The organism is Leptospira haakeii (assembly GCF_002812045.1).
Lineage (GTDB): Bacteria > Spirochaetota > Leptospiria > Leptospirales > Leptospiraceae > Leptospira_B > Leptospira_B haakeii.
This window is the reverse complement of the sequence record NZ_NPEG01000014.1, coordinates 26,115-50,249: the sequence shown is the minus strand read 5'-3', so window position 1 is coordinate 50,249 and position 24,135 is coordinate 26,115. Positions and strand designations below refer to the sequence as shown.

General features: G+C 40.3%; 23 protein-coding genes and 1 pseudogene. 12 read left to right on the top strand and 12 right to left on the bottom strand.

Going from position 1 to position 24,135, the window contains the following annotated elements:
* Positions 1–196: 196 nt before the first annotated feature.
* The 6 genes from CH377_RS16695 (at position 197) to prfB (ending at position 7,492) form a co-directional block, all read left to right on the top strand.
* Positions 197–934 (top strand): TetR/AcrR family transcriptional regulator, encoded by a 738-nt coding sequence (locus CH377_RS16695; protein ID WP_100724888.1) that lies wholly within the window; start codon positions 197–199, stop codon positions 932–934.
* Positions 935–966: 32 nt separating this feature from the next.
* Positions 967–1,347: an iron chaperone gene (locus tag CH377_RS16690; protein ID WP_100724887.1), complete on the top strand. Its 381-nt coding sequence runs from the start codon at positions 967–969 to the stop codon at positions 1,345–1,347.
* 160 nt (positions 1,348–1,507) lie between these two features.
* Positions 1,508–4,156 carry a valine--tRNA ligase gene (locus tag CH377_RS16685; protein WP_100724886.1) on the top strand — a complete coding sequence of 883 codons (2,649 nt, stop codon included), beginning with the start codon at positions 1,508–1,510 and terminating at the stop codon, positions 4,154–4,156.
* Positions 4,157–4,185: 29 nt separating this feature from the next.
* Complete coding sequence (gene purD, locus CH377_RS16680) at positions 4,186–5,457, top strand: phosphoribosylamine--glycine ligase (protein WP_100724885.1); 1,272 nt, start codon at positions 4,186–4,188, stop codon at positions 5,455–5,457.
* Between the two features lie 4 nt (positions 5,458–5,461).
* Positions 5,462–6,307: a hypothetical protein gene (locus CH377_RS16675; RefSeq protein WP_100706428.1), complete on the top strand. Its 846-nt coding sequence runs from the start codon at positions 5,462–5,464 to the stop codon at positions 6,305–6,307.
* A gap of 81 nt (positions 6,308–6,388) precedes the next feature.
* Entirely contained in the window at positions 6,389–7,492 is a 1,104-nt protein-coding gene (gene prfB, locus CH377_RS16670) for a peptide chain release factor 2 (RefSeq protein WP_086447133.1), read from the top strand.
* On the opposite strand, the gene CH377_RS16665 is transcribed toward prfB, so the two are convergent.
* The 4 genes from CH377_RS16665 to CH377_RS16650 are packed head-to-tail and all read right to left on the bottom strand — an operon-like array spanning position 7,489 to position 10,789.
* On the bottom strand, positions 7,489–8,052 hold the full coding sequence (locus tag CH377_RS16665; RefSeq protein WP_100724884.1) for a TetR/AcrR family transcriptional regulator: 564 nt from the start codon (positions 8,050–8,052) through the stop codon (positions 7,489–7,491). The two genes, prfB and CH377_RS16665, sit on opposite strands and share 4 nt — an antisense overlap.
* The gene (locus CH377_RS16660; RefSeq protein ID WP_100724883.1) at positions 8,049–8,723 is read right to left on the bottom strand and encodes an ABC transporter ATP-binding protein; all 675 of its coding nucleotides are present in this window, start codon (positions 8,721–8,723) and stop codon (positions 8,049–8,051) included. The genes CH377_RS16665 and CH377_RS16660 overlap by 4 nt, the downstream gene beginning before the upstream one ends.
* On the bottom strand, positions 8,723–9,970 hold the full coding sequence (locus CH377_RS16655) for an ABC transporter permease (RefSeq protein ID WP_100724882.1): 1,248 nt from the start codon (positions 9,968–9,970) through the stop codon (positions 8,723–8,725). The genes CH377_RS16660 and CH377_RS16655 overlap by 1 nt, the downstream gene beginning before the upstream one ends.
* A complete protein-coding gene (locus tag CH377_RS16650) occupies positions 9,971–10,789 on the bottom strand; it encodes an efflux RND transporter periplasmic adaptor subunit (protein ID WP_100724881.1) in 819 nt (272 codons plus the stop codon). It lies immediately after the preceding gene.
* A 216-nt stretch (positions 10,790–11,005) separates the two neighbouring features.
* On the opposite strand from CH377_RS16650, the gene CH377_RS16645 reads away from it, so the two are divergent.
* The gene (locus tag CH377_RS16645; protein ID WP_100724880.1) at positions 11,006–11,377 is read left to right on the top strand and encodes a DoxX family protein; all 372 of its coding nucleotides are present in this window, start codon (positions 11,006–11,008) and stop codon (positions 11,375–11,377) included.
* Between the two features lie 294 nt (positions 11,378–11,671).
* On the opposite strand, the gene CH377_RS16640 is transcribed toward CH377_RS16645, so the two are convergent.
* From CH377_RS16640 to add, 4 genes are all read right to left on the bottom strand, one after another.
* Positions 11,672–13,030, bottom strand: a complete 1,359-nt coding sequence (locus CH377_RS16640; RefSeq protein ID WP_100724879.1) for an adenylate/guanylate cyclase domain-containing protein — start codon at positions 13,028–13,030, stop codon at positions 11,672–11,674.
* A gap of 88 nt (positions 13,031–13,118) precedes the next feature.
* Positions 13,119–14,480 (bottom strand): SRPBCC family protein, encoded by a 1,362-nt coding sequence (locus CH377_RS16635; protein ID WP_100724878.1) that lies wholly within the window; start codon positions 14,478–14,480, stop codon positions 13,119–13,121.
* 8 nt (positions 14,481–14,488) lie between these two features.
* Complete coding sequence (locus tag CH377_RS16630; protein WP_165780487.1) at positions 14,489–15,049, bottom strand: GyrI-like domain-containing protein; 561 nt, start codon at positions 15,047–15,049, stop codon at positions 14,489–14,491.
* A 63-nt stretch (positions 15,050–15,112) separates the two neighbouring features.
* Entirely contained in the window at positions 15,113–16,447 is a 1,335-nt protein-coding gene (gene add / locus CH377_RS16625) for an adenosine deaminase (protein ID WP_100724876.1), read from the bottom strand.
* A 119-nt stretch (positions 16,448–16,566) separates the two neighbouring features.
* On the opposite strand from add, the gene CH377_RS16620 reads away from it, so the two are divergent.
* From CH377_RS16620 to CH377_RS16610, 3 genes and pseudogenes are all read left to right on the top strand, one after another.
* Positions 16,567–17,763 (top strand): DegT/DnrJ/EryC1/StrS family aminotransferase, encoded by a 1,197-nt coding sequence (locus CH377_RS16620; RefSeq protein ID WP_100724875.1) that lies wholly within the window; start codon positions 16,567–16,569, stop codon positions 17,761–17,763.
* A gap of 136 nt (positions 17,764–17,899) precedes the next feature.
* A pseudogene (locus tag CH377_RS16615) lies at positions 17,900–18,031 on the top strand (DUF4160 domain-containing protein); the annotation flags it as partial.
* Complete coding sequence (locus CH377_RS16610) at positions 18,009–18,287, top strand: DUF2442 domain-containing protein (protein ID WP_100724874.1); 279 nt, start codon at positions 18,009–18,011, stop codon at positions 18,285–18,287. The pseudogene CH377_RS16615 and the gene CH377_RS16610, both read left to right, overlap by 23 nt.
* Here CH377_RS16610 and CH377_RS16605 read toward each other — a convergent pair.
* Positions 18,280–18,879: a hypothetical protein gene (locus tag CH377_RS16605; RefSeq protein ID WP_100724873.1), complete on the bottom strand. Its 600-nt coding sequence runs from the start codon at positions 18,877–18,879 to the stop codon at positions 18,280–18,282. The two genes, CH377_RS16610 and CH377_RS16605, sit on opposite strands and share 8 nt — an antisense overlap.
* A 94-nt stretch (positions 18,880–18,973) precedes the next feature.
* On the opposite strand from CH377_RS16605, the gene CH377_RS16600 reads away from it, so the two are divergent.
* The gene (locus CH377_RS16600) at positions 18,974–19,786 is read left to right on the top strand and encodes a carbon-nitrogen hydrolase family protein (RefSeq protein ID WP_100724872.1); all 813 of its coding nucleotides are present in this window, start codon (positions 18,974–18,976) and stop codon (positions 19,784–19,786) included.
* Positions 19,787–19,840: 54 nt separating this feature from the next.
* Here the strand turns inward: CH377_RS16600 and CH377_RS16595 are convergent, their stop codons facing one another.
* Positions 19,841–20,806 (bottom strand): MBL fold metallo-hydrolase, encoded by a 966-nt coding sequence (locus tag CH377_RS16595; RefSeq protein WP_100724871.1) that lies wholly within the window; start codon positions 20,804–20,806, stop codon positions 19,841–19,843.
* Positions 20,807–20,808: 2 nt separating this feature from the next.
* A complete protein-coding gene (locus CH377_RS16590; protein WP_100724870.1) occupies positions 20,809–21,384 on the bottom strand; it encodes a TetR/AcrR family transcriptional regulator in 576 nt (191 codons plus the stop codon).
* A gap of 180 nt (positions 21,385–21,564) precedes the next feature.
* Here CH377_RS16590 and CH377_RS16585 point away from each other — a divergent pair, with 180 nt between their 5' ends.
* On the top strand, positions 21,565–22,101 hold the full coding sequence (locus tag CH377_RS16585) for an inorganic diphosphatase (protein ID WP_024864077.1): 537 nt from the start codon (positions 21,565–21,567) through the stop codon (positions 22,099–22,101).
* Between the two features lies 1 nt (position 22,102).
* On the opposite strand, the gene CH377_RS16580 is transcribed toward CH377_RS16585, so the two are convergent.
* Entirely contained in the window at positions 22,103–24,010 is a 1,908-nt protein-coding gene (locus tag CH377_RS16580; RefSeq protein ID WP_100724869.1) for an adenylate/guanylate cyclase domain-containing protein, read from the bottom strand.
* Between the last annotated feature and the right edge of the window lie 125 nt (positions 24,011–24,135).

Genomic DNA, 24,135 nt, shown 5'->3' with positions numbered 1-24,135 from the left:
ATACTAAATACAGGAGACTCGACCGACTGTCGGTTTTTCCGCCAGAAAGTCAGGAAACATTTTTCATTTTATTTGTTTCCTTTGTTGATTTTTTTGACCGTTGTTTTGAAATATGTTTGACCGACGCATAGTCGGATGTATTGTCAAAACCGACTAATGGTCTATACCGACCGTCGGTTTAGCAGGAGGAACCCCAATGATCCCAGCGAAAATCTCCACAAAAGAAAGAATTCTAAACGAATCCAGAAGGCTATTCTTCGAAAAAGGGTACGAAACCACATCCATTCAGGATATTCTATCCGCTTTAGATATAGCTAAAGGCACCTTTTACCACCATTTTCAATCCAAAGAAGAACTTTTAGAAGAGATAGCAGTGCAATTCGCAAAGGAAGCGCATGCAGCTATGCAAGCAGAGATTGGAGATTTGGGATCAGAAGGCAGCGGCCTGGATAAACTCCGCAGAGCACTCATTGTTGCGAGAAACTGGAAAAAAGGTAAATCGGAAGAAGTTCGCTTCCTTCTGGAATCCCTTTTCTCGGCCAGCAATCTTCAATTGAGAGATAAGATCAGACGCAAATCCGTGGATTTAAGTTTTCCATTATTTGCTTCTTTGATAGTAGAAGGCCAGCAGGACGGATCACTCAGAAGTGCATTGAGAGCAGATCACCTGACTTCCATCATTTTTGACCTAAGCGATGCTTTGGGTGAAAAAGTTGCTTTCTATCTTTTAGGAAGAAGTAAAGAATCCGAGACCGATCTATACGACTTGATGCTTTCTTATCACAAAACGATAGAAGATCTGCTCGGCTGTCCAGATGGCGGATTAGATTATTTTAGCAGAGAAGATTGGAGCGAGCTCGCTCAACTTTTCAAAGGTGGTGCGGTTTCTGCTCCAAGCTTGGAACCTTTACCATTGGTTGCGAACGCAGGTTAAGTGAAATAGGGTCCTGCCCCTAGGACAAATATATGCTACTTTATGCTTTAGTTCCCACACTCCCTAGATTGGATTCAAATTCAAATCCAGATGTGGAGGACTATTTAGAAAGAACTCCTTCCGTAAGGAGTGAAAAATTACAGGATTTGGTGGATTCGATCCGAGAAGAATTTTCGGATCTTAGAGAAAGTCTGAAATACGGTATGCCTACTTTTGAAAGAAATGGGCGATGGGTCGCGTTCTCGAACCATAAAAGCCATCTTTCTATCTATTTCTGTGAAGAATCTTTTGTAAGAGCATTTCGAGCCAAGTTTCCAAAATCGGAAAATGGCAAGAACTGTGTGTTGATCAAGGATAAGGAGAAGTTCCCTTCTTCTTATCTTAAAACATTACTCAAAAAGACCTTACAATAGGAAAAGATACCTCTCTAATATCTCGTTATAAAACAGATCTTTATGTTTTAAGGCCCTGGAATCGCTCTAGGGCCTTTTTTATTCAGTATTCTCTTTTAATTATGGGATCAGTACGACTTGACCTCACCCTCCGACGGAAAATTCTATCCGAACGAAGGCTATGAAGAAACAAATCAGCGATCGCTACGAACCTACCAGCGTAGAACCGAAATGGATCTCTCTCTGGGAGAAGGAAAAAAGTTTTGAGCCAAACCTCAAAGCAAGGGAATCTTTTACCATCGTTCTTCCTCCTCCTAACGTGACCGGAAGCCTTCATATTGGTCACGCACTCAATCATACTATCCAAGATATTCTGACCCGCATTGAACGAAAAAAAGGTAAATCCGCTCTTTGGGTTCCAGGCACCGATCATGCAGGGATCGCGACTCAAGTCGTTGTAGAAAGGGAACTTGCTAAAGAAGGTAAAAAGAGAACCGATTTCACAAGAGAAGAATTCGAAAAAAAAGTTTGGGAATGGAAGGAACACTCAGGTGGAATGATCCAAAACCAGCAAAGGCTTTTGGGAGAATCGGTGGATTGGTCTCGTTCCAGATTCACCATGGACGAAGGATTGTCCAAAGCGGTTTTCAAAGTTTTCAAAACATTATATGATGAAGGTTTAATATACAGAGGAGAAAGGATCATCAACTGGTGTCCTAAAACTCTGACCGCTATTTCCGATCTGGAAGTAGAGCATAGAGAAGTAAAAGGTAAACTTTATCATCTTCGTTATCCTATTGTAGGCCAACCAGGCAAATATTTGATCGTTGCTACAACAAGACCTGAAACTATGTTCGGAGACGTTGCAGTTGCAGCTCATCCTGACGACGAAAGATATAAATCTTTAAAAGGTGCGGAGTTGGAGCTCCCACTAACCGATAGAAAAATCCCACTTCTATTCGATTCTTTCGTAGATAAAGAATTCGGGTCCGGTTTGGTTAAGATCACTCCTGCTCATGATCCGAATGACTTCGAAGCCGGCCAAAGACTAGGACTTAAACCATTATTAGTGATGAATCCGAATGCGACTCTAAACGAGAACGCAGGTAAATACGCAGGATTAGAAAGATTCGTAGCTCGTAAAAAAGTAATCGATGATCTGCAAGATCTAGGACTGGTAGAAAAGATAGAAGAACATACTCATTCTATCGGCCATAACTCCAGAGGTGGAGAAATTATAGAACCTTACTTATCTACACAGTGGTTCTGTAAAATGAAACCTTTGGCTGAACTTGCAATCCAAGCAGTTCAATCCGGAGAAACTGAATTTGTTCCTAAACTTTGGGAAAAAACTTTCTACGAGTGGATGAACAATATTAGAGATTGGTGCATCTCTCGTCAGCTATGGTGGGGACATCGTATCCCTGCATATCATTGCAAAAATTGCAAACATATAGAAGTTTCCGAAACTAAAGTTAATAACTGTCCTAAATGTAATTCTACAGAAGTGGAACAAGATACTGATGTTTTAGATACTTGGTTTTCTTCTCAGCTATGGCCATTCTCTACCTTAGGTTGGCCGGAGAATACGGAAGATCTTAAAAAATTCTATCCGACATCCGTACTCGTTACCGGATTTGATATTATATTTTTCTGGGTAGCCAGAATGATCATGATGGGAAAGAAGTTTTTAGGCAAGGCTCCTTTCCAAAAAATTATCATCCACGGATTAGTAAGAGATAAAGAAGGTAAGAAGTTTTCCAAATCTATAGGAAACGTTATCGATCCTCTGGATATGATGAATAAATACGGAACCGATTCTTTCCGTTTCTTCTTAGCTGCGACTTTACCTGAAGCAAAAGATGTTCTTTTTGATGAGAGCAGGTTAGACGGATATCGATCTTTCTGTAATAAGATCTGGAACTCCAGTCGTTTCATCCTAATGAATATGGATGCAGATTGGAAATTGGAAGATCTAGAATCAAAATACGGTTCTAAATTGGAACCGATGGATAAATGGATCCTTCATAAGTTCAACGAAACTCTTGCCAATTACGAAAAAGCATATTCTAAATTTCTGTTTTTCGAAATGGCTTCTCAAATTTATGATTTTGTTTGGGGAGATTTCTGCGATTGGTATATCGAGTTAGTTAAACCCAGAATTTACGGAAAACTCGGCGAAGAATCTCAAGAGATCGCAAAACAAGTACTTGCAAGTATTCTAATTAAAGCATTGGGACTTCTTCATCCTTTTATGCCTTTCTTAACCGAGGAAATTTACGAAGTATTCAGCGAAGGAGATTTTTTGATCCAAACTCCTTTCCCGATATCTTATAATGTTTCTGCCGGTGACGAAGGTGTTCAGAAAACTATCATTCTGCAAGATGTAGTGACTCAAATTCGTGTTCAAAGAGCGGAGAACGGTGTTCCATTAGATAAAAAATGTAAGGTGATCTTGAAATCCTCCGAGCCTATCGTCGCTTCTGCAGTAAAAGATTTTGAGTTTTCTATCTTACAGTTAGCTCGTTTAGAAAGTATAGAAGTGAATGCAAGCTATGCCGGAGAAAAAACGGACTCAGTAGGAGCATTTCGTTTCGGAGAAGTAATTCTTCCTTTAGCAGGAATGATAGACTTCGAAAAAGAAAGAGCACGTATAGATAAAGAATTACAGAAGTTGATCCAAGAAGAAGAGAAACTCGCATCTAAATTAGGAAACGAGAACTTCATTGCGAAAGCAAATCCGGATGTGATCGAAAAAGAAAAAGAAAAACTGAAGAGTGTCCGTGATAAAAAAGAAGTTCTCCAAAAAGGTTTGGAAAAACTAGGTTAATTTTTCGGATTAAACCGCGGTGAAATATTATGTCTAAGATCCTTCTAATCGGCTCCGGTGGTCGCGAGAGTGCTATTGCTTATAAGCTTCGCCAATCCCCAAAACTCGGTCAATTGCATGTTTTTCCAGGCAACGGAGGTTTTCCTGATTCCGAGGTTTTAGCTCCGAATTCTTTCGATCTAAAGAACAAGTCCTCAGTTCAAAACTTTATTCAAAAAAATGAATATGATTTAGTAGTAGTCGGTCCGGAAGATCCTTTAGTTGACGGGATCGGAGATTGGCTGGCTGAGATAGGAGTTCCGGTTTTCGGACCTTCTGCTTATTGCGCCCAGATAGAAGGCTCGAAGGAATTTGCAAAAGCATTAATGATAGAAGCTGGAGTTCCTACAGCTAAGTATGCTTCTTTTGAAAATTACGAATCAGCCCATTCTTATGTTCAAAAAGAAGGAGCACCGATCGTAATCAAGGCGGATGGCCTCGCTGCAGGTAAAGGTGTGACAGTTTGCACTGAACTTTCTCAAGCTGAACAAGCCTTAAAAGAGATCTTTTTAGATAATAAATTCGGAAAAAGTGGATCTAAAGTTGTTATAGAAGAGTTCATGGAAGGACAAGAAGCTTCTATCTTTGCGATCAGCGATGGAGACACTTATTTCACTCTTCCTGCTGCTCAAGACCATAAGAGAGCTTATGATGGAGACCAAGGACCGAATACAGGCGGAATGGGCGCCTATTGTCCCGCCCCAATCGTCACTAAAGAAACATTAGAAAAAGTGAATACTCTCGTTTTCCAACCGGTATTCGAGATTTTCCGCAAGAAAGGAAATCCTTATAAAGGCCTTTTATATGCTGGATTAATGATAGATACTAAAGGAAATCCTAGAGTAGTAGAGTTCAATTGTAGATTCGGTGACCCTGAGACACAATGTGTATTACCGATGTTAGAAGGTGACTTACTCGAAATTTTCCAGGCATCTGCCAAAGGGGCACTTGGAGAAGTAAAAATAGGTTTGAAACCCGGAGCATCTACCGTGGTCGTTTTGGCCGCGGAAGGTTACCCCGATTCTTATGCAAAGAATATTCCTTTAAATTTACCTGAAACAAATAGTAAAGATCTTGTAGTTTTTCATGCCGGCACTTCAAAAAAGGATGGAAACTTAATATCGACAGGTGGAAGAATTCTAGGAATCTCTTCTTACGGTAAGGACTTAAAAGAATCGGTGGATAAGGTTTATTCTTATCTAAGCGGATTTAAAATTTCCAAAACCTTCTTCCGTAAAGATATCGCGAGTAAAGCTCTTTAAGTTTATGCCTTTTCTAGTTTCTGGAAATATCGATTTAGTCGAAAGGTCGAACCTTCGCAAATTAGAAAAACATCTAGGGATCATCTTATCTCCTCATCAATACCCTTTAGAGCAATATAATTTAATTCGTGCTTCCTTAAAACAAAAATTGGATTCGGATACTCTCATCCGTTCCATGACACGAAGAGAACTATTATCTTTTATTTATATACTTACTCAATTCGGCGATGTGGTCCAAAAGGAAACTCCCGACGAATATCTGGATGTGGAAAATGTTCCGGTCGTAATCGAATGGCAAGCCGGTCACTATATGATTCCATACGAAGTTTTGGATTTTTTAGCTCAATCAAGAGTTTTTCGAAACCAAAACTACTTATTTGCATTGATACCCGCGCTTCCAAGCAAAGAAAAGAAGGCATGGTTAGAATGGATCGGAGCCGGTTACGGCAGAACATTCCCTCGCGAGATCAATCACGAACTATATTTCCAATGCAGACATCTTCAAAAACCTTTTCAAGGTAAAAGTTTAGTCCAAGAGGAATCCATTCGCTTGGAACAACTCTGGGCCCCTGGCAAAAATGAGACTGTAGATTGGTTTTATAAAGGGATCATGCCTTTTTATTCTTCCATGAAGGAACTACAACGTTCCGAAAGAGACCCATTCCTATTGCATGTTTTGGATCTGATCCGCTCCGGAAAACTTGTCCTAAAACGACTCCCGGAAGAATTTGGCAGAAAGGAAGAATACCAGCTTGTCTCCACGGTCGAAGGAAACACTCCTCAACTCAGAGACACCGTATTTAGCTGGGAAGAAGCAAGAGAAGAAAGCGAAGATTTCCTCTTTCGATAACTCTCCTTTAAAGGACGATCTCGGACTAAACATCCGCAAATTTGCAAATTAGATTTATAATATATATTTTATTGGACCGAAATGGAAGTTAAGAACGCCAAGGAACTGAAGCGCCTTTCTAAAGAACTTCAAGAGAACTTTTTAAATCGCTGGAAACTATTGAACCTGGATAAAGACCAGGATCAGCTTAAGTCATATAATGATCGTATCGCAGAACCCACTTTTTGGGATAATCCTGACCAAGCAAAATCGATCAGCCAAAGAAAAACAGAATTAGAAAGAAAACTGGAACCTTGGGTCAATATCAGAAGAGATATATTAGATTTTCCTGATTTAGTTGAACTCACTTTTGACGAAAAAGGAGAAGACGGAGTAGACGAACTCAGCTCCGAATACCAAAGATTAAAATCCGAATTCGAAAGACTGGAACTTTTAGGCGCGTTAAACGAGCCGGAAGATATGAAACCTGCATTCTTAAATATCCATCCAGGTGCAGGTGGAACGGAAAGCCAGGACTGGGCGGAGATGCTTTTCAGAATGTATCTGAAGTATTTCGATAAAAAAGGATACCAGTATAGCGTTGTGGACTTCCAAGAGGGAGACGGTGCCGGGATCAAAAATGCCACCATACACGTGATAGGTGATTTTGCTTACGGATTTATGAAGTGTGAAAATGGAGTGCATCGATTGGTACGAATCTCTCCTTTCGATGCAAACAAACGAAGGCATACATCTTTCGTATCCGTTCACGTGAGTCCAGAGTTGGATGATGACATAGATATCAAGATAGAAGATAAAGATATCCGAGTGGATGTGTATCGTTCTTCCGGAGCTGGGGGACAGCACGTTAACACGACTGACTCTGCAGTTCGTATCACTCATATTCCGAGTGGTATCGTTGTTGCTTGCCAGAACGAAAGATCCCAGATCAAAAACAGGGACACTGCTTTTAAAATGCTAAAAGCAAGACTTTACGAACTGGAGCAAGAAAGACTGAAAGATGATCTGGAAAAAAAATCCGGAGAGAAAAAAGACATCTCTTGGGGAAGTCAGATCCGTTCTTATGTATTCCATCCTTATAATATGGTAAAAGATCATCGGACGGATCAGGAGACCGGGAACGTACAGGCAGTTATGGATGGAGATATAGAGCCGTTCATTATGGCTTACTTAAAGACTCTTTAATGTTTTTCCTGAACCCCTTCTAAGAAGATGGTAACGATCGCATCGAAAGCCATCGTATTTGAGTAAGGACTTTGGAATAAGTAAGTCGGATTCAAAATTCCATCCACTGCGGCTAATAGAATATCGATCGTTAGCTCAGGTGTTACGTCTTTTCGTATCTGTCCCGCTTTCTGTCCTTCGCGGAGAAGGTCCGCTAAACTCAATATCCTTTGTTTTCGGAACTCTCTCATAGTAATAAATAGATCCGGACGAACCATCTCTATGTCCTTGGCAAATGTTTTGGACATCTTAGATCCCAGATCCGAAATGAAGAATAAGATCTCCTTTAAACGATCGATCGGATCCTTTGCCTTATCTTGCAAAACCTTATCAAACTTTGCCTGGACCTTGGACCTCATCAACTCGAAGACAGAATCGATGAGCTTATCCTTAGTATCATAATATTTATATAATGTTCTTTTGCTGATCCCTATATGTTTTGCGATCTGATCCGTATTCGTTTTTGCAAAACCGGAAGACAAAAAAAGAAGAAAGGTTCTTTCTAAAATTCTTTCTATCATTTTTCCCCCTTCCCGTTGGAGATCATACCATCCACAAGTTTGATCTGTCTCTTCGCGGATTTTGCGAAATCAGGATCATGAGTGACCATAATCACTGTAGTACCTTCTGTCTTATTGATATCTTTAAAAATATCCATCACGATCTGTGCATTCGTCGAATCCAATGCGCCCGTAGGTTCGTCTGCAAAAAGATATCTGGGTTTCATCACTAATGCTCTTGCAATGGAAACCCTTTGCATCTGCCCACCGGAAAGTTTAGAAGGAATATGGTCTAACTTGTCTCCCAAATCGAATCGTTTCAAAAGACGGATCGCATCCTCTCTTTTTTCCTTCAGTTTTCCTGCTTTTAAAGCGGGCATCAAAACGTTTTCCAAAGCTGTAAACTCAGGAAGAAGATAATGAAATTGGAATACGAATCCCATATGAAGATTCCTAAAGGAATGCAGATCCGCTTGAGACAAGGAGCTGATCGTTCTTCCGTCTATGCTGATCTTTCCTTGAGAAGGATCATCCAAACTGCTGATCAAATACAAAAGTGTACTTTTACCAGAACCTGATTTTCCGGTTAACGAAACGAATTCATTCTCTCTAATCTCAAGACTGATCCCTTTAATGATATCCGTAGGAGGTTTTCCGAAACTTTTTTTAACGTTTTCTAAAATGATTCCCATTATTCCCCCCGAATGATCTCTATTGGAGAAAGTTTACTTGCGGATCTTGCAGGAAAAATGCTCGCAATCAATGTAGCGATAAATGCAAGCAAGAACGCCTGGAAATAAATAGAAGGTGCAAAGGACACCATCATCATACCGGATTTAGTTTGCATTAGAGGATTTGAAAAAGATACATGCTCCAATCTTCTGCAAATTAGATTGCCTAAAAACATTCCCAAAACGCCTCCAGCTACCCCTAGTATTAAACCTTGGATCAGGAATATTTTCAGAATGTCCCCTGCTTCGTATCCGATAGATCTGAGGATCGCAATCTCCCTTCTCTTTTGTCCGATTACAATATTTAGAATATTATAAATTCCGAATCCTGCTACGAGTAAGATAGTCCCAACCAAAGCGTAGCGGATCGCATCCTGCATTTTAAATAGGGAAATAAATGTGGCATTCACATCTTCCCAACTTTGCACCTTTACATCTCCTGTTTCTGCCCATTCTCTTGCCTTGGAAGTCGCGTTAGAAACATCCTTTAAGCGAATAGCAATGTCGCTAATACGATTAGGAGTTTGATTTAAACTTTGGACATCCGCCAAATTTGCAAATGCAGTACCATCATCGATTGCCTTATTTCCCATTTGGAAAGAAGCTGCTATTTTAAAAGGAATGGGTTCGGACTTTCCGGTGCTGATATAAACCGTATCGGAGATCCTGGCTCCGAGTAATAGTCTTAAGCCCTCTCCGATTACAAGCTTGTTCCCGCTTTCTTTAATCTCCAAAAAATCACCTCGGATAATATTCTCATTAATCCTGGCAACTTTTGCTTGGAACTCCGGCTTAACTCCGATTATCCTTCCTGCTTCTGCAATCTTTCCTTTTCTATATATTACTTTTATCTGAAGTTGCGGAGAACTTGCTTCTACTTCCGGATCGGAAGCGACTTTCTTTTGCCATCCGGCTTGGTTTTCAATCTGTTCAGTATCCCTTCTTCCGGAAGGAGGAACAGACCAAAAAGGGATTTCCTTAGAGTGAAAAAGTATCTGATCTAAATCCTTCTCTCCTATTATTTTTACCTGAGAAGAGATCCGTATATGAGCGTCATTGTTTACAAGTTGGTCAATCAGATATTCTCTTAAACCCAACATGATCCCGGAAATCACTATATAAGCAGTCGCTCCTAATATAATCCCGAGTAAGGTAAGAAAAGTTTGTTTTTTACGGGCAGACATTTGCCTAAGAGCAATAAACAACATTTATTTATCCTCCTGGACAAGCACCTTATCTCCTAAACGTACATCTCCGGAAACGAGCTCAGCGTATTCGCCATTCGTAAGTCCAGTCTCGATCTCTTTAATACGAATTTTACCATTTTCTAATACTTTAATTTTTCCGGACTGGATCCCTTTAATCGGGACTAATATTATGTTTTCTTTACTAGAAGTTTCTATCGCAACATCAGCGGTCATACCCGGAAGTATCTCGGCAGGAATTCCGATCGGAGTAATATGGACTTGGAACTGTCCGTCTGCGGGATATACGGACTTCACCTCTCCTTCGAAATTTTTATCACCCAATGCTTCAAAGCGGATCCGGACCTTCTGCCCTTTTTTGACCTTTACTGCCCCTTTTTCCTCTAAAGATACAGTCAGGTACCTTTTTTTCAGATCCATCACCGTTACAACCGGAGTCTGAGGGACAACAGTCTCCTTGGTCTCGTACGCAACGTTAGTCACCACTCCAGCGAAAGGGGATCTCATGGTCCCAAAACTATCAAACTCAACAAGAGGAGTTCCTTCTTGGACCTGATCTCCTTCTTCCACATAAATTTTTCGAATGGCAGAAGGAATCGCAACCCTGAGATGGTATACTTCCGAAGAGCTGACAGTTGCTAACCCATATACGGATTCAATGATAGAGCCTTGAATAATCTCTGAGGTATCTACGTTGGAATTCCTACCTCTCCAAACAAAAAGAATCAGAAGTAAAATTACCGGAAGAATGCTCCATAAGAGAAGTTTCGGTTTTTCCTTGAGCTGAAGGATCCAACGATCGAATGGAATAGAAATTTTCATGGCCTTGTCCTATAACCACTAGGACGGATAGAATTAAAAAAAGTAAACTATTTTATTGTATTTTAGTTTACATTAAAAAATGTCATTTTGGCATCTATTCTATTTCTCAAAATCGAGTCCTCGTTGAACCTCGGTGCAGGAAATTCTATCTCGATTTATATTTACATCTCAGCATGAATTTATAACTATATCGAATCTCGAAACCAGAGGATCTATATGAACAAAACAGTTATTAAAGTTTTATATTGGGGAACCACAGGCCTTATCGCTGTTGGAAATTTATTTGGAGCTTATGCCTACACAAGCCAAAGCCCACAAGTTTTAGAAGGACTCGCTCATCTAGGCTATCCTGGATACCTAGCTTTAATTTTAGGGCCTGCAAAGGGCTTAAGCGCACTTGCTCTTCTTTATCCTAAATTCCCAAGACTGAAAGAATGGGCTTATGCGGGAGTCACTTTTAACGTGTTAGGTGCCGGACTTTCTCATCTTCTCGCAAAAGATCCAAACTTTGCGACTCCATTTATTTTCTTAGCATTGGTTGCTGTTTCTTATACAACTTGGAGAAAATTGGAAGCTGATAAAGCTTAAGTAACTATCTTTCTGTAGGAGTTCCTACATGTGTCAGAGCTCGCCCCCACCCTGCATTGGGATTGGGGGGAGTGGCTCGTGGGAGAGCTTTCACTCCCATATCACAAATTTCTAATCCTTTCAATCAAATTTTGTTGCTCTCTTGTTGGAGCTCCTACAATACAAATTTACTTGCATTGCGGCTATCTTCACTCCATGAGTCCGCGAGGGATCGAGCCGGGGTCACAAAAATCGCAAAGGCGATTTTTTGACCGAAGGTGAGAGCCCGGTCCGGAGGACGCGGCCAGAATATTTTTAGTATGAAACGATTGGTTCTCTTCTTCCGAATTGTTTACCGTATTCTTCCCAGAATTTTCCGTTTGGGTTTCGTGGATTCTTTCGGTCTCTGAATTCAGGTTTTAATCCTAATAGAAAATACATGGCAGTTTTTTGCTTGTTCTTCACTGGAAGTTTTCCGCGAGACTTGAATTGGAAATACTCGTCTGTTAAGTCCACTATGGATTGGGTTACATTTACTTTGCCCGGTTCACTGTTTGATTCCATTCTGCTTGCGAGATTGACAGTATCACCCCATACATCGTAGGAAAATTTTCTTGCACCGATAACTCCTGCGACCAAGGGGCCTGAGTGGACCCCTATCCTTGCCTTCCAGTTAGGGCCTTTTTTTAATTTGGATAATTCCTCCAAACGTTCCAGCATTTCTAATGCAGCGAGCAAACTATCTACTGCATGTGAAGATCTGTAAGAAGGGACCCCGGCCACACACATATATGCATCTCCGATCGTTTTCAATTTTTCTAATCTGTGTGTTTCCGTAACCGAGTCGAAATGTCTAAAACAAAAATCTAATTCTTTCACCAGATCATTTGGTGTAAGTTTTTCTGCGATGGAAGTGAATCCGTAGAAGTCAGTGAATAAGACTGTCGCTTGTGTAATCAGCCTTGGTTCGGAACTTCCGGTTTTTTTAAGCTCTTCAGCTGTCTCTCGCGGAAGTATATTCAATAATAGTAATTCTGTTTTTGCTTTTTCTTCCTTGAGAGAAAGATCCGCCTCCCAGGCAGCCTGTGCTAATTCTTTGCCGATGAATGAAAACCACGCAACTACGAGGATCAAACTAATAAAATAAAAGTAACTTCTGTATTTTGGATCTAAGCTAAGTATTGGATCGAAAAAATAAGGAATGATATGGACAGCAACGAACAAAAGCGCAAGGGCTGCTTCCATCATATAGATGTATTTTTTTTCTTCGGGAGGAAAGATATAAAAAGGAAATGCAAAACTTGCGATAATGTATAGATCCAATCCTGCTTCTTGGGGCAAGATCCTCGAGATCATCAAAAGCTGCATTGTTCCTACAGCAGCAAGTAATAATCTCGCGGCCTTATGGGAACGAATAAAGTTCAAGAATAGTACGAAAGCATATCCGAAAACATTCGCTGTCCACAGTAGATAGAGCCAGATTGGAAATACTAATCCGAACGTAGTGAATACGATATAATAAACTAATGTAAATATCGCAGTAATCAATACGACTGCATTGGTCGCGACTATGTATCTAGCACCAGGCGCGTCTTCTACTCCGATCGATAATAATTTTTTCCAGATCCTTTCCGGGATCCGGCAATATTCGAATAAGGTTTTGAAAACGCTCATAGGCGACTATTTCGCAGGAATTTTAAGATGTTGGAAATACTTATTTGTCTGGTATTGCAAAATTCGAAACATTCGACTGCTTATCGTTTTACGAAGAAACTTCGACAGAGTTACGCATATGGTCCAAAACTCTATAATGGATCTTATGTAAAATCCAATGGATCCAAACATTCCAGTATGTAGTGGGGCCAAATTTATTTAAAAACCAGGTCCTTCCAATCAGAAGTGTTTCATCCTTTCCCAGTGGAATAAGTTGGAAACTTCCCTTTTTAGATGCAAAGTATCCGTCTAGATGTGTAGGTCTGATATTTTTATAAGGACTCAGCTCTTTCATTGCATCCGGTTGCCGAACAACATCAAACTCCAATGAATTATTCTCTGCCCAGTTGGTGATTTTTTCCACGAACACCCCATTATTAAATTCGCAGTACCGAATTGCGCCGATCCCTTTTCCTTCTACCCTTGCACGAACCGGATAGGAGACTCCCGCATTAAAGATAAGCTCCTTAGGTTCGGGTATATCAGAAAATTCGAATAGACCTTTCCAAACTTTTTCTCTCGACGCGGAAATTTTCAGACTGGTTTCTACCATATACCAATCTGATTTCTCATCCAAATTCGCTTCCAAATAAGCAACCGAAGGTAAGATCAAAAATAAAAATGGCAGAACCGAAGACACAAGTTTGGACTTCGCCTGGAGAAGATACGCAATTCCTCCGCCTAAAAACCCCAGAAAATACGCCAATGGAGCGGCCATCATAAGACAGATAATTCCTTCCAAAGCGACTATTAATGTGAGAATACCCGCTATAGATATAGCCGTAAAAGAAATGAGCATTGCTTGTTTAAAGTCGACTTCCTCCGCTCTGGAATATAATATTACGGAAGTAAATCCTATAATAAATGGCCCGCCTACAAACAAACTCGCTCCGTATGCTTTTAATATATCCGTAGAAAAAATACTGAATAGAAGTGAGATGCTCGTAGCGAAAATGATCGACCAAATAGAGACAATCAGCTTGGACTTCGGAAAGAATTCAGGAGAAGATCCGACTTCTTTATTATTATATAAATTTTCCGGGAGTACAGATAACAAAAAGAACATTAGAAAGTTTAAAAATGGAACAAAAAACAAAAGCACCCAGAAAGAACTTAAGCCTATACTTCTCAACCTCTTGATACAGAATATTGTGCCTAAATAGATGAAAGGCAAAGAAACCAAGAGTAAGGTAAAATAAAATCGGGATTCTTCCGGCTCAAATTTCTGTAAGACGATCTTTCCCGGATCTTTAAAATATTCGGAGATCCACCATAGGCGGTCGAAAAAAGTGTAAGCTATAATTCTATCTATACTATATTTAATGAAGAATAGAATTACTCCTGTGACAAAAAATTTCTTCCGATCGATGGGAACAGAAACATTTAAAAGTTCTTTCAGTTGAGAGAACATCTCTTACCTCAATCGATCCCCGAGGAATCTAAAGGAAACAGATATTTCGTATTTTTTTCCGTGATTGGCTCATAGATCTCCATAGAAGCCTTTCCATTCATATCGCAACCTTTTGTTACACAGGCTTTCATAAGTTCCGGATAAACTTTAAAAATTCCAAGGAAGATAGAAACAAAACTTTTTAGTGGAAAGTCGGCCGTTAGATATCTTTTCTTTTTGATAACTTTGTATTTTAAAGGCAAAGAGAATCCGGAAGGAATTTCAGTGATAGGCTCGGAAAACATAGCTCCTACTTCACATCTTAATTTTTCTTCCGGAACAGTATTCGGGTTATCCTTATAGATCCCGAACAATTTATAGTTCTTAATTCCCTTCTCCGGAAATTCTTTTTGGATGGCTTCGAAAGTTTCCCCTACGTTTCTGTAATTCCCCACTCGATCATGTGATAAAACATAGAATGGTCCTAATGTTTCTTCCTTTATTTGAACGGTATCAAATGCACCCAAATAATAGAAATAACCAATACCTGAAATGATTAAGGTAAGAATAACACCTAAGAAAACTTTCAACTTCATCGTCCACTCCGGAAGGGAATTCTAAACGAAGATTGATAACGATTGCAAGAAAGAAATTTACTTCAAGCTGGGTTCTAAAAGACCGTATTTTTCTTTTACTTTTTTGATCTGGACTTCCATATCCTTCCAAAGTGTTTCCTTTTGAGGATGGAAGGTAGCATATACACCTTGTCTGATCAGATCCACGATCTCATCCAAGGAAAAGTCCAAAAATCTCCAAAGTTTAAAATATTCATAAGTCAGGTTGACATTGAATATTTCAGGGTCATCCGTATTGATACATAGCGGAAGACCTTGGTCGTAATAATAACGAACCGGGTGATTCTGTTCCTTACGCACATATTTCCCGGTAAAAACGTTAGACGTAACACAAATCTCTATCGGGATCTTGTTCTCTCTTAGATAATTTACCAGTTCAGGGTCTTGGATGGCAGAAGTCCCGTGACCAATACGTTCCGCCTTACATAGTTCTACAGCTTCCCAAATCGCCCAAGGACCATCGTCTTCTCCGGAGTGAGCAACTGTTCTGAGTCCTGCTTCTTTAGCTTTTTTGAATACTTCTGCATAATCTCGAGCAGGACCCATAAGCTCTGCTCCGCCTAAACCGATTCCAATGACTTCCTTATGTTTGAGTTTGAGAACTCTGTTTAAGTTGTTCATCGCATTTTCAGGACCGAAGGATCTGGAAACGTCTACAAGAAGTCGGATCTCAATGCCGTCCTTCTCCTTCTCCTCTCTAATACCGTCCACAAGTTGGCTAACCATTTCATCGAAGTCCAAACCGTTTTGGATAAATTTAGAAGGAGCGAAAAACACTTCGGTGTATAGGATCCTATTTGCTCTCATATATTCTGCGAGACTTCCCACAAAATAATAAAGGTCAGCAGGTTCTTTCACCAAACTTTGGATGAAGAAGAATACTTGGATAAAACCGTTTAAGTCTTTAAAATTAAACTTAGCTTCGAATTCCTCGTCACTCAATTGGATCCCGTTTTTAACCATGAGTTTTTTCATGGTGTCCTTATTGACACAGGCTTCTAAGTGAAGATGGATCTCCGTCTTAGGCAATTCTCTGATCAGGTTAATAACATCTTGGTCTTGTAACTTTTTAGAAGAAAGATCCGCGGGTTCTAAAAATGCCGAAGCAGTTCTTTGCCCGGAATCGTATGCATCGGAGTCACCTAAAAGCCAACGAGGTGGATCTGAAATCTCCAGATCCAAAAGTCTGATCCTTTCGTTGAGTAAATTATTGATCTGCTTATCGAAAGAAATTTGAAGAGAGGAAGAATAAGGCCTATCTGCTGGGAGTCTGCTCTTCAGACGGTTTAATTCGGAGACATCCCGGTCTAAGATCCGGATTCTTTCCAAAATTTCTGAGAAGGTCACGCCCACGGGAGCAGGGTAAGTAAAACCCCGTCGGATTTCAATTCAGAAAAAGATTCTGAAGGTTTTCCCCTTATCTTTTCCGGAAATCTTCCGATCCTAAAAGAAGCGCCGGAGGATTTTGTCTCATGATCACAGCAAGAAAAACGTTTTTACCTTTCGCACTCCCCTCGATTTCCGAAAAAGCGATCGAAGAAGTGGCGGCGGTACTGCGCTCCGGCTGGATCACCTCAGGACCAAAAGTAAAAGAATTCGAAGAAGAATTTGCAAAATACACAGGAGCAGAATTTGCCCTGGCTATGAATTCCGCAACAGCAGGACTTCATCTCGCTTTAGAATCTATAGGCCTTTGTTCCGAGGATGCAGTGCTTGTCCCTGCAGTAACATTTACCGCCACCGCTGAGACAGTTTGTTATTTCGGCGCAGAGCCGATCCTTACAGATGTTGACCCAATTTTCAATCTAATGACCGAAGCTACCTTAAAGGAAACCATTGAAAAAGAATGTGTATTTTCCAAAGGGAATCTGGTTCATAAAAAAACCGGAAAGACAGTGCGTGCAGTGATGCCCGTACATCTTGCAGGTGCAGTTTGCGATATGGATTCCATCAATTCACTCGCAAAAGAGTATCATCTTTATGTAATTGAAGATTCTGCTCATGCCTTCCCCGCAGTTCATAAGGGAGAAAGGATAGGAACTCACGGAGATTTTACAGTATTCAGTTTTTACGCAACTAAAGGGATCACTACCGGAGAAGGTGGAATGGTCACCACTCGTCACGCTCATTTTGCAGAAAGAATGAAACTGATGAGACTTCATGGGATCAATAGAGAAACCTACGGACGTCCGGGTTGGTATTATGAAGTAGTTTCTCCAGGTTATAAATATAATATGAGCGATATAGCTGCGGCACTAGGACTTGTCCAACTTGCAGAAGCAGAAGATCTTTGGAGAAGAAGGATCCAAATCGCTGAAATTTACCGCTCTGAATTTGCAGACTTGCCTTTTTTACATCTTCCTTTGCCTGCAATCGATGGGGAACATTCTTGGCATTTATTTAGAGTAGAAGTGGATACCGTTCCAGGAAAGATCAACAGAGACATTCTCTGTTCTGAATTACAAAAACGAAATATAGGCTCCAGCCTTCATTTTATTCCCCTATACGAACATCCTTTCTACCAAAGATTCGGATTCGAAAGAAAAAATTATCCAAACGCGGATGCAATGTATAAAAGAACTCTTTCTCTTCCTCTATTCGCAGGAATGACAGACGGCGATATCGAAGATGTTGTCACTGCAGTGAAAGATATTTTTACAAATCTGTAAGTGTAGAATCCCCTGAAATCTGCCGGAATCAATATTCCGGCGTTCAATCCATTATTAAATTGGTTTTGCATAAGTTTTTAAAACTAGTGGCAAAACCCAATGCCCACGGTTTTAAAAATATTCGGAATGCAAATTCTGGCTAAATACAGTATTATTAGCTGAGAATAAAGGATTTCGAAATCATGAAATTCGAGAAATCGAAAAGCTTGTATTTGAATATAAAGGGAGATTTTTAGAGGCCTATTATGAGTTCCATGGCTGGCAATAATCTAATTTCAAATGTGCCCGCAATCAAGGTATGGGTAGAGCATCGAATGGTCTATTTGGAATTGAGCGATGGTAGAATTTTAGGTTTTCCAGCAGATAGATTTAAATTACTAAAGGCCGCCTCGGATTCACAACTCCAAGAAGTTACATTGGAATTAAAAGGTTACTCCATCCGTTGGGAAAACTTGGACGAAGATCTGACTGTCCAAGGAATTTTAGAAGGGAGATTTCAGCTTCCTATGGAACCTTCTACTTAAAGAAAATATAAAACAAAAACACCTTCACAAAAAGTACAAGAAACCCGTCTTCTAGATCGGAAGCCTCTTCCGCTTTTTCGAAAGAAGAAAGTGCGATGATCCATTCTTCTACTTCTTCTGCTATATCCGAATCATCGAAAGCGGAAAGATCTATCTTTCTATAACCTGCTTTTGGGATCTCTACTCCGCATACCAAACATAAATCTGAGATAATATCCAAGGATTCCTCTCGGACTAGTTCAGAAAATTCTCCCATTTCTTTGGTTTCTATCAGAACGGATTGTCCGAGTTCCAGCACATCTTCCATTACGGATTCGGAACCTTCTTCATCCGCTAAATCTCTCCAAGAACGTAACGCTTCCAAGAGAAGGTCTGCAAGTTCCAAAACTTTTTCTGAAGCTTCTTTCTTATCTTCTTCCGACAAATTTTCCGGAAGACCCTGCAGCCAGGAGGTTTGGACCGCTTGGATGGCTCCTTCTCCGCTACTTAAGTATCTGAGCAAAAGATAAACGAGGGCCCAAACATTCTCCTTATGTTTTTTTCCGGAGTAGAAGTTTTGGATAGATTTGAATTCTTTTAGGGCGAATGCCATACTTCTCCTAAATTTTTCCGGGAACTAGCTTAGACAAGCAGAATGTATAGAATATCATTTTGCATTTTGGCTAAGGATCTGGAATACTGAGCCTATGCACCGTTTTCTTTTAGGACTGATCCAATTAAACAGCGGAACCGATGTGGATCTCAATCTACAAAAATGTGAAAACTTTGTCCGCGAGGGCGCTTCCGAAGGTGCAAAGCTCGTAGGTCTTCCGGAAAATTTTCCTTTTTTAGGATCCGAAAAGGAGAAGTTAGAAAGAGCGGAAGAGATCAAAACTAAAACAGTAACCCTTCTATCGGATATATCAAATAAATTGAATATAACTATTCTCGCAGGAGGATTTCCGAATCCCGCTCCAAACGGAAAAGTATTTAATACTTCTATTATTTTCGGACCGGATGGAAAAGAAAAATTCGAATATCATAAAATCCATTTATTCGACACTGATCCTGGAGACGGAATAGAATATAGGGAATCCAGAACCGTGGAATCGGGTAAAATTATTCCGGAAACTTACAAAAGTCCCGAACTCGGAAATATCTCTTCTGTGATTTGTTATGATCTTCGCTTTCCAGAATTGTTTAGGGAAATTATGAAGAAGGATGCGGATATGATCTTTGTTCCTTCTGCTTTCACCAAAATTACAGGACAAGCGCATTGGGAAATTTTGCTAAGAGCAAGGGCAATCGAAAACCAATGTTTTATATTTGCACCCGCGCAAACTGGAATTCATCTAAAAGGAAGAGAAACTTACGGACATTCTATGGTAATCGATCCCTGGGGAAACATTTTAGGGGACGCGGGAGAAGGCGAAAAATTACTCTTAACGGAGATAGACCTAGAAGAAGTGCAGAAGGTCCGTAAAAAAATACCCGCACTCAAACATAGACAAGATTTATAATTCGGATGATAGATATCGTCTCCGGATATTTTCCGGAGACGATTCATTTAATTCTTATTCAATCCACTTAGGATATAATCCTAAACGATCTATCACTTCTCCATCGTGGGCTGGTACTACTTCCAAGTTCGAATAAACTTTTAAAAGAGAATGTACTCTATATATTTCCTTTCCTACAAGTTCCTGATCCCTGTCCACGATCGATCTAAGCAATCTAGTTCTATGAGATGGAATTTCGAATCCTTCTCTTGCCCAAGTGATATCTCCGGTAAAAAAGAATCTTTTTCCAGATGGTAAATTTAGGAACATCCCGATATCTCCAGCCGTATGGCCTTCCATTGGAACGAATACAACAGATCCATCCCCAAACCAATCCAGACTTTTGGAATAATTTTCATACGGTTTGGAAGAAAAGAACAGATCCTTCCATATTATGTTTTCTGAATCTAATTGTTTTGGAAGATAGCCCTTCTCCACTCCGAATTCTTGCAGATGTTTTCTACCTTCTTGTGTAGACCAGATCCTTGCTTTAGGAAAATCCTCTACTCCACCTGCATGGTCCCAATGCAAATGAGATAGAACGATGTTTCCGATCTTATCCGGATCAATCCCGTTTATTTTTAACTGGGAGACCAAAGGATTCGGATTTTGATAAGTAACCATAGGCTTTACATAAAATCTATGGTCCTTATATTGTTCCTCTATCTGAGTACCAAGACCAGAATCGAATAAAAAAGTCCCTTTGGGATGTTCCACAAAAACAACACTATGATAGATCTGTTTTCTGTGAAATAAAGGCCCGCCTTCGAATATGAATGCGGAAGATGCTTTCTTCTCCCCTGTTTTAAAGATCGTGAACTTGAGTTTGGTTAGTCCAGAAGGATTTTCCAATCTGGGATCCTTGGATAATTTTTCCAATTCCGGAACTTCTGAAATTGCTAGTTTAGGAATTCCTAATGTAGTACAAAATACTAAAAGTAAAAAGGCGAGTATCGCCGAAAAAGTGATTTTAAGTTTCATAATTATCTCTCCGAAACGAGAAGTTTTGCCGTTTTAGAAGCGGATCGTATCGCATTCGTATTTCGGCTTGTCCTGGAAATCAGGATGGCCCCTTCCAATAAGGAAAGAATACCTATTGCGAGTTCTCCAGATCTGCTCTCCTCAAATCCGTTTTTCCGGAAAAACGAATCCAATATGGAAATCCAATCTTGGAAAACTGCAGCGCAAGTTGAGTTCACTAAAGAAGGTTCCGAGGCGGTCTCGGAAGCAGTTGTCATGATCGGGCAACCCTTGGAAAAACCGGAAGATACAAGCCTATATTCTAAGGCGGAAAATATCCTTTGGATCCCGGCCGGAACAGATTTGGCGGAATCCAAAACCGCCTTCAGCTCCTTGGCCAATTCGTTACCAGATACCAGAAGAGCTAAGGAGGCCAATTCCTCCTTTCCACCAGGAAAATGGAAATAGATAGATCCTTTAGGGGCTTTTGCATCTTCTACAATATCATTTAGCCCAGTTCCCGCATATCCCCCGATTTCCAAACGTTCCGCCATGGCACGGACCATCTTTTCTTTAGCGATTTCTCCCTTCTGACCCATAGGATCTTTAAATCAGATAAAAATAGACCGGTCAACATATTTTCTAAATCGAAAATCGAATTTCTGAGCCGAAAAAGGAAAAATAGGCAATGGTTGATTGGCCCGAACCTTTAACTTCTAACCCTTTCTTACCTGAAACTCCTTGCTCAGACCCGGCTTCAGCCCAAAATATGGCCCATGATACAACATCCTTGGCACGAGGCCAGTCCCGGCCCAAATCCTCCACACGAAGTTCATGCACTTGTAGAAATTCCTTCCGGAAGTAAGGCCAAGTTCGAAGTGGATAAAGACTCAGGGCTTATCAAATTGGATCGGGTACTTTTCGCTTCTGCACATTATCCTGCCCATTACGGTTTTATTCCCCAGACTTTGGGAGATGATAAGGATCCTTTGGACATTTTAGTTCTTTGTTCGGAAGAAGTTCCCCCACTTTGTTTGGTGCCTGCAAGAGTTGTCGGGGTAATGAGAATGATAGATAGAGGAGAAGGTGACGAAAAGATCCTGGCCGTTGCCTCCGGTGACAGAAGTTTTGATGGAATAGAACATGTATCTCAACTACCGAACTCTTTCAGGGCGGAACTGACTCACTTCTTCTCCGTATATAAACAATTGGAAAAAAAAGAAGTTAGGGTAGAAGAGCCGGAAGGCCCCGAGGTAGCAAAAGAGCTGATCCTCAGAGCATTAGATTTTTATAAACAGAAGTTCCCTAAAAAGTGAATTAGCCCAGTACCTCGTATACTTCACTTGATTTGGATTTTCCTTTTACTTTCACTTTGCCTAATTTTTTAAAGGAATACTTTCTGCGATTCTTCAACTTACGGTATGTGCTTTCGCTAACTAGAAGATTCGCATGAAACTCCTTAGTAAGTCCCTCGATACGAGAAGCAAGATTGACTGCGTCTGAGATCACTGTCCCGTCCATTCTTTCTTCTTCTCCGATCGTTCCAAGCATCAATGTCCCTGTATGAAGTCCGATACCGATTTGGATCGGTTCATAATGTCGATCCGCTCTAGATTGATTTAAACTCTCTAACTCTCGGAGCATTTCCATTGCAGCATCCAGTGCTTGGTCAGGAAGGCTTGGAAAAAGAGCCATAATTCCATCCCCAAGATACTTATCGATGAAACCTCCGTGTTTTCGGATAATCGGCCCCATTTTTCTCATATAAGAATTTAAGAAGTCGAAATTGTCTTTGGGAGTCATCTTCTCCGAAAGTTGGGTAAAGGATCTGATATCCGAAAATAGGATTGTCATCTCTCTTTGAACCTGATCACCCAAACCGATCTCGGTAATATCGCTCTTATTCAGAAATTTCAAGAATGCCAAAGGAACAAATCTACTATAGGCCTTGTTCACTTCCAACAAGTTGTCTGATAAACGTTCTATATATAAGAATGCTTGAGAAAACCGGAAGGAAAGCAGATACGACTGCACGAATATGAAAACGAATAATCCTAAAGGTAGATAATATCCGGTATTGATCACTGCCTGGGAATATAAACTATCATTGATAGCTGCTGCAGTTAATGCGATCACACCTCCGAGTGCCATTAAAGAGCCTTCTGCGCCAGTCTTAACTAAACGAACTAAAACAAAGAAGATCCATAATATTATAAAAATCAAACATACTTGAAAAGGGATTAAAGTATGGGTATAGATACTAGCTGGAGTAACCACCACGATGGCTGATACGATTAGGTTAAATCCTATGAAGAGTCTTTTTAACTTTGCAGAGAGTGAGTGAGGATACAAAGCATCCAGATAATAAACAAAAAATGGAACCGCCAAGTAGAAGGAGATATATTCCAGCTTATTAAAAAATTCCCAAGGTAGATGAGGAAATTTTAGGATTAGGAATCTTTCTCCGGTTACAAAAATCCTAAGGCAGATGCTCGCGCAGAATGCTCCAAAAAACAATCCGGTCATGTCCCTTCTTCTTAAAGAATACAAACCGAAATGGTATAAAGCCATGATGATGATACTTCCGAACAAGAACATCTCGCTAAAAGAGCTATTATCTCTGAAGTTCAGAAGATCCACTTCTGTTCCCATCCTAAGAGATTCCCAAAGTCCTCCCTTATAATGATCGAAGTTAGAGATCTCTACTTGTAATAACATCTCCTTGTTCGGTTGCCCGATCGAAACATAAAGCGGAAGATACTGAGGACGAGATGAGTTTGCATCAGGACCCACCACTCCATTTCCCATGATCTTCTTCCCATCCAAATAGATGGAAGCGGCAGTTCCAGCGCCCTGGAAGTGCATCATTAGCCTTCCTTGATTTTGGCCTGGAATTATTTTTAAAGTGTAAGTCCCATATCCGAAAGCCATCAAAGGATTCATCCCTTCTAACTTCGGAATTTGGTTCCAGTTACCTGGAATATTCACTATATGAGTCTGAACATCCTTGGATCCAAGTTCTGGCCTGGAAACTGCAAGTTTCATCCATTGGAATTTCCACTCTCCATCCAATTTAACGATACCGTCTTCCGCAAAGTTCCATTCTCTCAGATCCAAAACCCCGTTTTCTGCAAGTGGAGAAATTTTAGAGGAATTTTTGCTTCGACAGGAGAATAACGTTAAGGCCAGAAATAGAATGAGTGGAATTGCTTTGAGAAATTTCATATAATGTCGATTTGAAATTGGACGAAGAAGGTCCTTGTTTTCCTCGGATCGGAAGATGAATTTCCCGGCCCTTCTACAGAAAGCGGGAGCAATACTAATAAAATTTCGAAATCAATTAAATCAGA